Origin of the sequence: Salegentibacter maritimus, assembly GCF_016236975.1 — a bacterium.
In the GTDB taxonomy this organism is placed as follows: domain Bacteria; phylum Bacteroidota; class Bacteroidia; order Flavobacteriales; family Flavobacteriaceae; genus Salegentibacter; species Salegentibacter maritimus.
In genome coordinates, this window is record NZ_JAEHNY010000002.1 from 41,042 (window position 1) to 53,448 (window position 12,407).

Here is a 12,407-nt window from a genome sequence, read left to right on the forward strand (position 1 = left end):
ATTATTTCTTACTGAATGCAGATATTGTTTTCGATATTTCATATAAGGCTATTCCTGCGGCCTGGGCAACATTCATACTGCTGTTTTGACCAAACATATTGATATGCAGGTGTTTATCTGAAATTTTCAGCAGCTCATTATTTATTCCTGAAGCTTCATTTCCCAGTATCAGAATAATATTTTTCTTAGCTCTTTTATACTTAAAACTATTTATAGGTTTACTCACTGAAGTAATTTCCAGGGAAATTATTTCAGCATTTGCCTTAGATTGTTTAATAAAACCAAGAACATCTTCTGTAAACTCATGTTGTACTGTTTTGTGTGTATTTCTGGAGGTTTTTTGAAGCCTTCTACTGTTAAGCTTTGGTTCAATACCCGAAAAAATGATTTTTTCAATATTAAATGCATCGGCAAGCCTAAATATGCTACCAATATTTGCTTCTCCCGAAATACTGTCAAGTACCAGGCTTATAGGAAAATTTTCCTTAGTAAACTTTTCGTCGAAATGAGAGAGTTGTTCCATTAATTTTCAAAAACGTATTTTAAAATGTTTGCTCCCATTTGTAATGCTTTTAACCGCACCTCTTCAGGATCATTATGAACTTGTTGGCTTTCCCAGCCATCACCAAGATCACTTTCTACCGTAAATAACAAGATTAACCTTTCTTCATTGAAAATTCCAAAAGCCTGTGGCGGTTTATTATCGTGCTCATGAATTTTAGGTAAACCACCGGGAAAGTTATAGGCACTAGAAAATATAGGGTGACTTGCTGGTAACTCTTCCAGTTTTTTTTCAGGAAAAATTTTCGCCAATTCTTTTTCCAAATATTGCTGCATACCATAATTATCGTCTATATGCAGAAAACCACCGCTTAAAAGGTAATTTCTAAGGTTCATGGCCTCTTCCTCATTAAAAATCACATTCCCGTGCCCGGTCATATGTACAAAAGGATATTGAAAGATGTCTGAACTTGCCGGAGTAACAGTAACGGGTTTGGGGTTTATACCGGTTCCAACATTATTATTGGAAAATGTAATTAAATTGGGGAGAGATGTTGGGTTAGCATACCAGTCGCCCCCTCCATTATACTTTAAAACTGCAATTTCCTGTGCTTTTGTAGATTGGAAAAAAACAAGGAATATGAAAATTGGAGTATATTTTTTAAAACTCAACATATTTGTAAAAGTATCAATAAAAATGAGTTGTAAAAATTAATCCTGATTAATAAGTGCAATAGTATGGCAGGCTACAATAGCCGCAGTCTCGGTTCTTAATCGGCTTTCGCCTAAACTTACAGGAAGCCATTGTTTTTCTAGAGCCTGTTTTATTTCTTTAGCGGAAAAATCGCCTTCAGGACCAATAAGTATGGTGATTTTTTCTTTGGGTTTAGCCTTGTTTTTTAAAGAAACACGGGGAATATCCTCTTCACAATGCGCAATAAATTTTTGCCCTTCAGACTCAAGATTAATAAACTCTGAAAAACTAATCAATTCATTAAGTACAGGTAATCTATAATGCAAAGATTGTTTCATCGCACTTTGTAATACACGTTCGTAACGATCTGGTTTTATAGTTTTCCTTTCATTATGATCACAAATTATAGGCGTTATTTCGTCTATACCAATTTCTGTAGCTTTCTCCAGGAACCATTCATACCTGTCATTCATTTTTGTAGGTGCTACAACCAGGTGTAGGTGATGAGTTTTAACAGGTGCTTCTTCGAGCTTATTGATTTTTGCCAAACACTGTTTTGGATTGGCCTCAATTATTTCACAGGTAAATAAAAAACCTTTTCCATTAGTTACCTTTAAAATATCGCCTTCGCTTTTACGCAAAACTTTTGCTATATGCCGACTTTCATCTTTTGGAAAAACAATTTGCTTATCGTTTTTTTTAATATTTGGGGTGTAGAAAAGTTGCATAGCCTAAAATTTATAGCGTGCCTGGGCCGTGGTGGAAAAATCGGAAAAATCCCGATTCAAATATTTATAATGGCCAGCTATAGCAATCATTGCCGCATTATCTGTAGTATATTCAAACTTAGGGATAAAACAATTCCAGCCATATTTTTTTTCGGCTTCAACCAGGGCATTTCTAATACCACTATTTGCTGAAACACCACCGGCAATCGCAATTTGATTGATTCCGGTTTGTTTTACCGCTTTTTTAAGTTTATCCATTAAAATTCTTACAATAGAAAACTGAATAGAAGCGCAAATATCTTTTAAATTTTCATCAATAAAATCTGGATTTTCTTTGGTTTGTTTCTGCACAAAATAGAGTACCGAGGTTTTAAACCCGCTAAAACTAAAATTTAAATCAGGTACTTTTGGATTAGGAAAAGGAAAGGCTTTTGGATTCCCTTCCTTTGCATATTTATCTATTAAGGGGCCACCGGGATAGGGAAGCCCTAAAATTTTGGCACTTTTATCAAAAGCTTCGCCAACAGCATCATCTGTAGTTTCCCCAATTACTTCCATCTCGAAATAATTAGAAACTTTCACAATTTGAGTATGCCCGCCACTTATGGTTAAAGCCAGAAAAGGGAAATCTGGCTTTTTATAGTTTTCTTCCTCTATAAAGTGTGCCAAAATATGCGCCTGCATATGGTTTACCTCAATAAGCGGAACTCCTAAGCCCAGGGATAAAGATTTAGCGAAAGAGGTTCCAACAAGTAATGAACCCATTAGTCCCGGCCCACGTGTAAATGCAATTGCAGATATATCTTTTTTGCCGATATTTGCCCTGGCTATGGCCTGGTGAATCACGGGAACTATGTTTTGCTGGTGTGCCCTGGAAGCGAGTTCCGGTACCACGCCTCCGTATTGTTGGTGTACTTCTTGAGTAGCAACAATGTTAGATAGTATTTTTCCGTTATGTATTACAGCTGCTGCTGTATCGTCGCAGGAAGACTCGATCCCTAATATGTAAATATTTTGTGAAGCCATTAAGAAATAAGGGGCATAGAAATTGTTAATATTGTGTACAAAGTTAAAATATAAAAGCGTATCAAAAAATTCTGGAAAATATTAACTAGAACAGTGGTTGCGCTGCTTTTGCTTTTTGTCATTATTTTGATAATCTTCTCTATTCCTGCCGTACAAACAGGAGTAGCCAACCGTATTACTACATCTATCAACGAAAAAAACAATGTTGATATTTCTATAGATCGGGTAAGCTTAACCTATTTTGGCAAAGTGAAAATTAACGGAATTTATATTGAAGACCATCATAAAGATACCTTAATTTTTTCTGAAGAATTGCGCACTTCGCTCCCCGGTGTTTCTAACCTGCTTAGCAATAATCCAAATTTAGGAAATACTTATTTGGAGGGTTTAAAGCTTAAAATGCGTCGATATAAAGGAGAGGACAGGGATAATCTTGGGAAATTTATCCAAAAACTGAGTAAGAAACCTTCTGGAGATTCTATTCCATTTCAGTTGTTTATGGATAGGGTTGAAATTTCTAATGCTCATTATAGTTTTATCAATGAAGATAGTGACAATCCTGAATTTGTAAGTCTTGATAGTTTAAATATTTACGCAAAAGACTTAAAGATAAAAGGTCCGGAGATTAGTGTAATCATTGAACGGTTAAAAGCAAAGGAAAAACGCGGATTAAATATAGATAATTTAAGCACCCGTTTCTTATATAGCCCTAAACAAATGGTTTTTGATGACTTAATGATTCAAACACCCCAGTCTTTAGTTAACGCTGATCTTGAGTTTGATTATAAAATTGAAGATTTTTCTGATTTTGAAAACAAGGTACAAATAACCGGTACTTTTACTGAAAGTGTAGTTTCCAGTACAGATTTAAGGGCTTTTTATAACGAATTTGGAAAGAATCAGTTGATCCAATTAGATACCGATTTTATAGGTACACTAAATAACTTCCAGCTTCCCAATGTTCGGTTAACCGGTATGGACCGTAGTACACTTCGTGGAAATGTTAACATTCAAGGTGCCTTTTCCAAGAATGGGGAAGATTTTGAGCTCACCGGGGATTTTTCAAATTTCACGACCAATTATTACGATCTGGTTAATTTACTGCCAGGGGACTTAAGGGGGAAGCTTCCTGAAAACTTGCGTGAATTTGGCAACCTGAGGATGCAAGGTAATGCTATTGTTACTAATGCTAATTTGGATGCCGATGTGCGTATAAATACACAACTGGGCTCGGCCGAAGCAGATGTTGTTTTACGCGGATTTAATAATTCACAAGACGTAATCTATACAGGAAAACTTATTTTTAAGGAGGTTAATATTGGAAAACTTGCCAATAACGCAAACCTTGGAAAAACAAGTTTTAACCTGGATATAGATGGAACCGGCTTTAACGCCGAGACCCTGGATGCTGAGCTAAAAGGACAAATATCCAAACTACAATTTAATAATTATACCTACCAGGGAATTAGGGTGATAGGTAATCTTAGAAATCCTGTTTTTAATGGTTTATTAATGGCCAACGACCCTAATTTAAAAATGGAGTTTAATGGTTTGGCAGACCTTTCTGAAGATATCAATAATTACGATTTTGAAGCTTCGGTTGGATATGCGAATTTAAACGCCCTAAACTTTGTTACCCGCGATAGCCTCTCTATTTTTAAAGGAGATGTTATTATGAATATGAAGGGTACAAGTATAGATGATGCCTTTGGTGAAATATTGTTGCTTAATACTTCCTACCAGAATCAAAACGATCTTTATTATTTTGATAATTTCAGTATTACTTCCAGTTTTAAAGGGCCCGAAAGAACTTTAAGTATAAATTCGCATGATGTGATTAGCGGTGAAATTAAAGGAGATTTTATTCTTTCTGAAATAAGGCCTTTAATTGAAAACTCTTTGGGGAGTATTTATACCAATTATAAGCCCCGCACCATCACTAATAATCAATACCTGGAATTTGATTTTGATATTTATAATAAAATTGTTGAAGTCTTTTACCCGGAAATAAACCTGGCACCAAATACCTTTATTCGCGGCCACCTGGCTTCAGATGAATCTGAATTTAAAGTAAACTTTCGTTCTCCTAAAATAGATCTCTTTGGAAATATGATGGAGACGGTAAACTTAAATGTAGATAATACCAACCCTATTTACAATACTTATTTTGAAGCTGATAGTGTTTCAACCGGATTATATAATTTTTCAGAATTCAGTTTTATTAATGTAACTCAAAGGGATACTCTTTTTATTAGATCTGAATTTCAGGGAGGCAGAAATAATGAAGATGTTTTTAATGTGAATCTCTTTCATACTATTAATGAGAATAACAGATCGGTAATAGGAATTCAACGATCAGACCTTACTTTTAAAAATAATACCTGGTACTTGAATGAAGAGGGCAATAAAAGTAACAAGATTGTTTTTGATCTTGATTTTAAGGATATTACAATAGATTCTCTGGTAATGAGTCATAAGAACGAAGAGATTAGGTTAAGTGGGGAAATGCGGGATACTACCTATAAAGATTTCAAAATGGAATTTGAAAATGTAGATATAGGTAAGCTTACGCCACATATAGATAGCCTTCGTCTTGCCGGAACTTTAAATGGTAAACTCGATTTATTACAGGAAGATGGGGCCTATTATCCAAATACAGCTTTAAAAATAGATTCCTTAGATATTAATGATAACCTTTTGGGAAATTTTGTTTTAAATGTAGAAGGAAATGAAACGCTTACTAATTACGATGTAAATGCCAATTTAAAAAAAGATGGCCACGTATCCTTAAATGCCATTGGAAATATAGATGTTAGTGGAAGTGAGCCTACAATCGATCTGGGGGTCACATTAGAGGATTTAAACCTGGCTGCTTTTAGTCCTTTAGGGCGTGACGTGATTAGTAATATAAGGGGAGTAGCCACGGGAGATGCAAAAGTTACCGGAAATTATAAAAATCCAGATTTTTCAGGAAGTCTTAGTTTGGATAATGCCGGTTTACGAATTCCCTACCTAAATGTTGATCTTGCTTTTAATGATGCAGCGAAGGTTAATTTAAATGAACAGCAGTTTATTTTTGATGATGTAGAGATTGAAGATACCAAATACCAAACAACGGGTACTCTTAATGGTAGTATAGGACATGAAAATTTTAAGGAATGGAACCTGGATTTAAATATAGATACCAATAGGCTTTTGGTTTTAGATACTGAAGGCGATGAGGATGCCCTTTACTATGGAACTGCTTTTATTAGCGGAGACGCCAGTATTGCCGGTCCTACAGACCAGTTGGTGATAGATGTTACGGCAAGCACAGAGCGTGGTACGGTTTTTAAAATACCTCTAAGCGATACAGAGTCTGTTGGCGACAACTCATATATTCACTTTTTAAGTCCAGAGGAAAAGGCTGCCAAAGAAGCAGGGCAGACTATAGAATTGCCAGAGGTAACCGGGCTTGAGCTTATTTTTGACCTGGATATTACCAATGATGCTGAAGTTGAAGTAGTGGTAGATCAAACCAGTGGAAGTACCTTAAAAGGTCGCGGCTCCGGAAATTTATTATTGGAGATTAATACCAATGGCAAGTTTAATATGTGGGGAGACTTTGTGGTTTACGAAGGAGTGTATAACTTTAAATACGCCGGACTTGTTCAAAAAGTTTTCAATGTAGAATCTGAGGGGAGTATTAATTGGAATGGTGATCCAACCGAGGCGCAATTAGATGTAAGTGCTATTTATGCCCTTAACGCAAACCCTGCAGTATTGTTAGAAAATCCTTCTATTAACAGGAAAATTCCTGTAGAGGTGATTATTAACCTACAAGGTGAAATAATGCAGCCCGATATTACTTTCGATATCGATTTTCCTAATGCCAGTTCTGTAGTTCGATCGGAATTAGAGTATAGAATGGATGACCGTTCAAGCAAGGAACTCCAGGCCTTATTCCTGGTTACCCAGGGTGCATTTTATAGTGAATTTGGCTTAAGGCAAAATGCTATTACTGGAACACTTGCCGAAAGGGCTTCCAGTATTGTTAATGATATTTTTGCGGGGGATGATGGTAAATTTCAGGTAGGCGTAAATTATGTACAGGGAGATCGTACACCCGATCAACAAACTGTAGATAGGTTTGGTCTTACCCTTTCTACTCAAATTAGTGATAGAGTTATTATAAATGGACAGGTTGGGGTGCCTATTGGCGGGGTAACTGAATCTATTATAGTTGGCGACCTGGAAATAGATTTCCTTTTAAATGAAGACGGAACCTTAAGGGCCAAGGTTTTTAACCGGGAGAATAATATTCAGTTTATTGGGGAAGAAATCGGGTTTACACAAGGTATTGGATTGTCATATTCGGTAGATTTTGACACATTTAAGGAGTTGCTTCGAAAAATTGCCAGTACAGAAATTGAGGCTCTAAATGAAGAAATGAAACCAGATTCAGAAACACGTCCTGTAACCCCTGATTACATAAGATTTCCCGACGAAAATTCAAATTAAAAAGAAGCCTTAAAACTTCTTCTTTTTCTTTTAAGATTTCTCCTTAGTTTGTAATTTTAGACAAGAAATAGAAAGATATGACAAAAAAGATAAAACGAATTGGAGTAATGACTTCGGGTGGCGATGCTCCTGGGATGAATGCTGCAATTAGGGCAGTGGTTAGAGCCTGTGCTTATTATCACATAGATTGTGTAGGATTTATGAAGGGCTTTCAGGGAATGATAGATGGCGATTATGTAGAGCTTAATGCCCGTAGTGTTCGCAATATTATTAACCTTGGAGGTACAATACTTAAATCGGCCAGATCTGAAGAGTTTAGAACTAAAGAAGGTCGGGAAAAAGCTGCTAAGCATTTAAAAAAGGCTGAAGTTGACGTTATGATTCTTATTGGTGGTGATGGTACTTTTAAAGGCGGCCAAATATTTAGCGCAGAGCATAACATTCCAATTATTGGTGTCCCCGGAACTATAGATAACGATATTTTTGGAACCCATTATACCATAGGCTATGATACTGCTTTAAATACGGTAATTGACGCTGTAGATAAAATTAGAGATACCGCGAGCTCACATAACAGGTTGTTTTTTGTGGAAGTAATGGGGCGTGATGCCGGTTTTATAGCCTTAAATAGCGGAATTGGAGCCGGTGCTGAAGAAATTCTTATTCCGGAGGAAGATCTTGGTTTAGATCGTTTACTAAATTCCCTGGAGCGTAGTAGGCGTTCGGGAAAAACTTCCAGTATAGTTGTAGTTTCTGAAGGAGATAAAATTGGTAAAAACGTTTTTGAACTGGCAGACTATGTAAAAGAGAATTTACCCTATTATGATGCAAAAGTAACCGTGTTGGGGCATATACAGCGAGGAGGTAGTCCCACTTGTTTTGATCGTGTTTTAGCGAGCAGGTTATGCGTAAAGGCGGTTGAGCTGGCGTTAGACGGGCAAAAAGATATTATGGTAGGTATGCTAAATAATGAAGTACAGGCTATTGAATTAAACGAAACTTTACAATCTAAACCAACTATTAATAAAGATTTGCTTCGCATTTCTGATATTTTATCTGTATAAAAAATGAAAACAGTAGCAATTATTGCCCATAACGGCAAGAAGGCAGAAATGGTTCAGTTTTTAAATAACCATAGAGAATCGCTTCAGGCCAAGAATATAAAACTTATTGCCACCGGAACTACCGGTGCAAAAACCGAAAGCGCAGGTTTTGAGGTAGAGAAATTACTTTCAGGACCTCTGGGGGGAGATGCGCAAATAGCTTCCCGAATTGCAGAAGGAAAAGTAGATATGGTAATTTTCTTTAGAGACCCGTTAGACAAGCATCCGCACGAGCCCGATATTTTTATGCTAATGCGCTTATGCGATGTGCACGATATTCCACTAGCAACCAATCCGGCAAGTGCCAGGTTATTAATGCAGGCGTTTTAGATATTATTTTTTCTTAGACAGTTTTGCGATTTTTAAGCTTTGAAAATATCTGACCTGAAGCCTTAGGCATTTAATAGAAATAAGCTTAGTGCTGTTTTTTTTCTGTAAACTGAACTCAATACCATCAAGAGATAATTGAGGTCTATTTATCTTAAAATGAAAAACTAGCGTTTTTTTAGTAAGCTCTAAAATAAAATACCTCGTGGCAAGACAACGAGGTATTTTATTATTATGAGTGAAGCCTCACCGTCTCGATAACTATCGGTTACCGGGTAAAGCTGTTTATTTTAATTTTACTCTTTTACTGCTATAGCACTAATTTCTACGTTTACAAACTTAGGCAAGTTAGCAACCTCTACAGTTTCCCTGGCAGGGGCAGTTTCAGCATTAAAATAGTTGGCGTAAATCTCATTAATTTTAGCGAAATTATTCATATCGCTTATAAAAATGGAAGTTTTAATTACGTTCTCAAAATCCATTCCTGCTTCAGCGAGAATTGCTTTAAGATTTTCCATTACCCTAATTGTTTCCTTTTGAAGTTCTTCGGTTTCCAATTCACCGGTTTCAGGATTAAGTGCTATTTGTCCTGAAATAAAAAGCATATTTCCGGTTAATACGGCTTGATTATAAGGGCCAATAGGAGCAGGGGCCTGGTTGGTCTTAATTATTTTTTTCATTGTTTGTACTATTTAAAATTTATAATCTTCGATCTGGTTCATTACGTTTATCGTATTTTATATCACTTAAGATAGCCGATTTAATTCCAATAAAGAAATACCAGGATCTACGCTCACTAAAGGGAACCCAGTTAAAACTTAACCTCCAGGTATTTAAATCTCGTTGAAACCTTAGCTGTGTATAAGTAAAACCTAAATCTTTTAAATCGTAACCAGAGGAGGCGCCTACCATCCATTTTGGAGAGAGCTCAACATCTCCCGAAAACATAATAGAATGTGAGGTAATCTCGTTTTGGCGTGCAGAATTATTATAGGTCATGGTGTAAGACATTCTTAAATCCCATGGAATTTTATAATTATACCAGTTGTCATTTCGTTCGGGACGATCTTCATCGGCAAATGGGTCTTCCTCTTCGTCATAAAATTTTCCGTCAAGGTCGGTTCCTTTTCCAAAAAGATCATCACGCCTACCACCACCTCTATAGGTATCATTATCTATATTGTCCTTATTTTCATCTTCGCCTTCATCTTCAAAATCCTTGCTGGAAATAGAATACCCAAAACTTGCATTGGCGTTGGTAAACCTAAATAAACTTCCACCATTATTAATGTTTAATTTATTTGTTCTTTGATTATTATTGTCCAGTGCATAAATATCCATGTTTCCCGCAACGTTGATATCCAGTTTATCCCTTACAATAGGGATGCTTCCTCGTAGAGCAATGGGAGAGAGTCTTGGTTGCCCTTTTTCTGCAGAAAGATTGTATGCTGTACTTATGCTGAAATTATTCAGCAAAGATATTTTCTCGGGTTCTGTGGCAGTACTGTCTTTAGACCGCACTTTGGCTTCCAGGGTATTACTAATACTTAATCCCAGTGAACTGGAAAACCGGTTGCCGGGAGCTCCATACAATGTTCCGCTAAACCTGGAATAATCTACCATATTGGTTTCTAACGGGTTTGCAGGGTTAATCCGTTCATAAGTATCATAATATTGATCGAATGCAGGGTTTACATTATAGCTAATAGAAGGGCGCATAACGTGCCTAATGGCCTGTATTTTCTTATCTTTTCCAAAGTTTTTTAAACCATACAAGGTAGTTCCCATGCTGGCTCCAAAATTATAAGTCCGGTAAGAATCAAACCCATTTATAGTATCTATAACCACTTCATCATTAAATTCGTCGTACGACTGTTCAAAAGTTTTAAAAACCCAATTCTCTTCGTAATTAGCATTAGCACTAACACTTAGGTAATTAAATAATTTAAAGTTGGTAGAAACAGGAATAGAGTGTTGGGCACCATAATTGGCATCTTTAAACATTTCGGGTTTGAAGAATAGAGAGTCGGTAGTTCTAATTTGGTTCTCCCCCCGTAAATTATATTGGAAGTTAATATTTTCTATCAATCCCTTTTTAGATCCGGTTTTTGGAGCAAATGGGTAAATACGCGTCATACTTGCCTGTAAGGTAGGTAAACTCATATTTATAGTTTGTGTTCTTGTATTTTGGCTATGTCTGGCAGCGATACTTAAATTCACCTGCGGATCACCCGGGAAAGTTTTACTGTAGGATACCGATGAACTTAAAGAATTGGTTAAGAAATTTCCTGTATTCATTTGGTTTACAGAATTTTGGTAGTAAGTGCTACTTCCTAAATTCACAGATGCATTAAACCTGGAATTTGGATTTGCTTTGGCATCCTGATTGTGCGACCATTGTATATTATATTCTGTTCTTTCTGAATAATCGGGAAAACCACGTTCACTTTGATATTGATTTTCGTAGCGTATCCTAACATTTCCGCGGTAGCGATAACGCTTGGCATAATTACTTTCCAGTCTTACTGCATAACTTCCATTTGTATAATAGTCTCCCAGGGTAAGTAGGTCTACATAATCACTTATGGCAAAATAATACCCCCCGTTTTGCAGAAAATAACCACGCTGGCTATCCCCAAAACTGGGAATAATAAAACCAGAGGTCTCTTCTTCGGTTAAGGGAAAGTAGCCAAAAGGTAATCCCAATGGGGTAGGAACATCGGCTAGGTACATATTTACAAGGCCGGCTACAATTTTTTTGTCTGGGACAAATTTTATACGTCTTGCATAGAAAAAATAGTCGGGGTTTTCTAAGTCTTCATCGGTGGTAAAACGCACATTTTGCATAAAATACACCGAATCGTTCTCACGTTTGGTGACTTCTCCTTTCACATTAAAACTAGCCTGTTGTGTTCTTGAGTTATATACCAGCGCTCTTTCGGTATCAAAATTAAAGCGAATAGAATCTGGTTCTACGGTTTGATTGCCCTGAACAAAAACCGGTTTTTGAGAATATGCCCCGGTAGAATCGGGAATTCCGTATGCGTAGACTTCATTTTTATCGTTATCTATAATAATTAGGCCTGCATTAATTTGCATATCGCCATAGATAATTTGGGCTTCATTATATAGAAACATCCTATTTTCCTTTTGGCTAATGCGCATATAATCTTTAGCCTCATATTTAACGGCATCGGTAATAAGCTGATTTCCTTTTTGTGGAGGTTGTAAGGAATCGCCCAAAATACTATCGGTGGCCTTGATGGTTTGTGCCAGCGGTAATGAATCGCCAACGGTAACAATAGTGTCCCTTTCCTTGGCATCTAAGTTTATTTCGGTATTGTTTCCTATTTCCTGGGCGTTTAAACAAACGAAAGGAAGCAGTATAAATATACAGCAAAAAAGTATGTTAGGTATGTTTGTTTGCAATGCTCTAAGTGCTATTTTTGTAAAGAATGGCTTGCTTTTTGCAAATTCAAAATTACATATATTTTTTCAGCTTAGATTTGAGAATCACTGAAAAAAAGT

General features: G+C 36.4%; 9 protein-coding genes. 3 read left to right on the top strand and 6 right to left on the bottom strand.

Annotated elements, in window-relative coordinates; translation table 11 throughout:
- Nucleotide 1 precedes the first annotated feature (1 nt).
- Genes I6U50_RS02195 through tsaD form a run of 4 tightly spaced genes read right to left on the bottom strand, consistent with a single transcriptional unit; the run spans nucleotide 2 to nucleotide 2,949 of the window.
- Nucleotides 2-523: a TrmH family RNA methyltransferase gene (locus tag I6U50_RS02195; protein ID WP_193709498.1), complete on the bottom strand. Its 522-nt coding sequence runs from the start codon at nucleotides 521-523 to the stop codon at nucleotides 2-4.
- Nucleotides 523-1,176, bottom strand: coding sequence for a DUF4159 domain-containing protein (locus I6U50_RS02200; protein WP_198637691.1), 654 nt, complete (start codon nucleotides 1,174-1,176; stop codon nucleotides 523-525). The genes I6U50_RS02195 and I6U50_RS02200 overlap by 1 nt, the downstream gene beginning before the upstream one ends.
- Before the next feature lie 36 nt (nucleotides 1,177-1,212).
- Entirely contained in the window at nucleotides 1,213-1,923 is a 711-nt protein-coding gene (locus I6U50_RS02205; protein ID WP_198637692.1) for a 16S rRNA (uracil(1498)-N(3))-methyltransferase, read from the bottom strand.
- A gap of 3 nt (nucleotides 1,924-1,926) precedes the next feature.
- Complete coding sequence (gene tsaD, locus I6U50_RS02210; RefSeq protein ID WP_193709501.1) at nucleotides 1,927-2,949, bottom strand: tRNA (adenosine(37)-N6)-threonylcarbamoyltransferase complex transferase subunit TsaD; 1,023 nt, start codon at nucleotides 2,947-2,949, stop codon at nucleotides 1,927-1,929.
- A gap of 126 nt (nucleotides 2,950-3,075) precedes the next feature.
- On the opposite strand from tsaD, the gene I6U50_RS02215 reads away from it, so the two are divergent.
- The 3 genes from I6U50_RS02215 (at nucleotide 3,076) to I6U50_RS02225 (ending at nucleotide 8,882) form a co-directional block, all read left to right on the top strand.
- Entirely contained in the window at nucleotides 3,076-7,449 is a 4,374-nt protein-coding gene (locus tag I6U50_RS02215) for a translocation/assembly module TamB domain-containing protein (protein WP_232805859.1), read from the top strand.
- Between the two features lie 77 nt (nucleotides 7,450-7,526).
- Nucleotides 7,527-8,513, top strand: a complete 987-nt coding sequence (pfkA, locus tag I6U50_RS02220; RefSeq protein WP_198637693.1) for a 6-phosphofructokinase — start codon at nucleotides 7,527-7,529, stop codon at nucleotides 8,511-8,513.
- A 3-nt stretch (nucleotides 8,514-8,516) separates the two neighbouring features.
- Complete coding sequence (locus I6U50_RS02225; RefSeq protein WP_057483150.1) at nucleotides 8,517-8,882, top strand: methylglyoxal synthase; 366 nt, start codon at nucleotides 8,517-8,519, stop codon at nucleotides 8,880-8,882.
- Nucleotides 8,883-9,175: 293 nt separating this feature from the next.
- On the opposite strand, the gene I6U50_RS02230 is transcribed toward I6U50_RS02225, so the two are convergent.
- Entirely contained in the window at nucleotides 9,176-9,559 is a 384-nt protein-coding gene (locus I6U50_RS02230; RefSeq protein WP_193709503.1) for a Rid family detoxifying hydrolase, read from the bottom strand.
- Between the two features lie 19 nt (nucleotides 9,560-9,578).
- Nucleotides 9,579-12,308 (bottom strand): putative LPS assembly protein LptD, encoded by a 2,730-nt coding sequence (locus tag I6U50_RS02235; RefSeq protein ID WP_198637694.1) that lies wholly within the window; start codon nucleotides 12,306-12,308, stop codon nucleotides 9,579-9,581.
- Between the last annotated feature and the right edge of the window lie 99 nt (nucleotides 12,309-12,407).

Coding starts and splice junctions, on each gene's coding strand:
- I6U50_RS02230 (WP_193709503.1), bottom strand. CDS start 9,559: ATGAAAAAAATAATTAAGACCAACCAGGCCCCTGCTCCTATTGGCCCT.
- I6U50_RS02205 (WP_198637692.1), bottom strand. CDS start 1,923: ATGCAACTTTTCTACACCCCAAATATTAAAAAAAACGATAAGCAAATT.
- I6U50_RS02225 (WP_057483150.1), top strand. CDS start 8,517: ATGAAAACAGTAGCAATTATTGCCCATAACGGCAAGAAGGCAGAAATG.
- I6U50_RS02195 (WP_193709498.1), bottom strand. CDS start 523: ATGGAACAACTCTCTCATTTCGACGAAAAGTTTACTAAGGAAAATTTT.
- tsaD (WP_193709501.1), bottom strand. CDS start 2,949: ATGGCTTCACAAAATATTTACATATTAGGGATCGAGTCTTCCTGCGAC.
- I6U50_RS02200 (WP_198637691.1), bottom strand. CDS start 1,176: ATGTTGAGTTTTAAAAAATATACTCCAATTTTCATATTCCTTGTTTTT.
- pfkA (WP_198637693.1), top strand. CDS start 7,527: ATGACAAAAAAGATAAAACGAATTGGAGTAATGACTTCGGGTGGCGAT.